This window comes from Prevotella sp. P4-98 (assembly GCF_002251405.1).
Lineage (GTDB): Bacteria > Bacteroidota > Bacteroidia > Bacteroidales > Bacteroidaceae > Prevotella.
Genome location: NZ_NPJC01000091.1, coordinates 1 through 774, shown reverse-complemented (window position 1 = coordinate 774; position 774 = coordinate 1). Strand labels below are relative to the sequence as shown.

The window sequence follows — 774 nt, the reverse complement described above, 5'->3', positions numbered from 1 at the left end:
TGATACACAATTTCTACAAGACCATCATGAGCAGGCTTGACACCAAGGCTTTTGGGCTCAAGAAAACGAGTCGCATAAAGGCTTTTGTCTTCAGATTCATCTCCGTACCTGCCAAGTGGATCATGACTGCAAGGCAATACGTGCTGAATATCTACACAGAGAACCGAGCTTATGCAAGACCCTTCAAAACAGAATTCGGATAAGAATCCTTTCTTTCCGGTTTGAATCTGCGTATTACCTCAAGTCGCATCGTGGGGTAAGGGGATGGTGGCTACATATTGATGTTGTGCTGTTGCTTTTTACTGAAAGCTGCTACTAACGACTCATAAATCTACCCTTAATCGTGTATTGGATGATAGTTGCGGATTTTAGGAATAGTAAAATGCCCTTTCGCATCGACTAACCGATTAAGATAAGCAATAGAAAAACTACCCACCTTTTTATACAATTTATCTATACGTTCATCATACAAATCAGGAGCTTCTCTTTGCTTCTTTGTTGCAGGATAATCCCTTTGTAGTTGGTCTTTGATTGCCAAAGTATAAGTATCATAACATCCAAATATTTTCTGTGAAATGGAAGTCAATCCGGAATCATTTGCAATGTAAATATGTTCAAGATCATAATGCTCTATATTGAGCAATAAGTGATGTGACCCCAAAAAGTTGGACGGTTTATCTTATTTGTTTTGATGTTGTTTCCTGTATTGTACAGGACTCATGCCGAGCCTAAGCTTAATTCTCTTGTTGTTATAGTACGAGATATATTCCTCCA

General features: G+C 38.6%; 2 protein-coding genes and 1 pseudogene. 1 reads left to right on the top strand and 2 read right to left on the bottom strand.

Features of this window, described 5'->3' with window-relative positions:
• A pseudogene (locus CIK96_RS13025) lies at nt 1–203 on the top strand (IS1380 family transposase); the annotation flags it as partial.
• Nucleotides 204–337: 134 nt separating this feature from the next.
• Here CIK96_RS13025 and CIK96_RS13020 read toward each other — a convergent pair.
• Nucleotides 338–643 (bottom strand): hypothetical protein, encoded by a 306-nt coding sequence (locus CIK96_RS13020; RefSeq protein WP_094440839.1) that lies wholly within the window; start codon nt 641–643, stop codon nt 338–340.
• A gap of 36 nt (nt 644–679) precedes the next feature.
• Nucleotides 680–774 (bottom strand): IS3 family transposase (locus tag CIK96_RS13015; protein ID WP_144007458.1); only part of this gene is annotated, 95 nt, incomplete at its 5' end.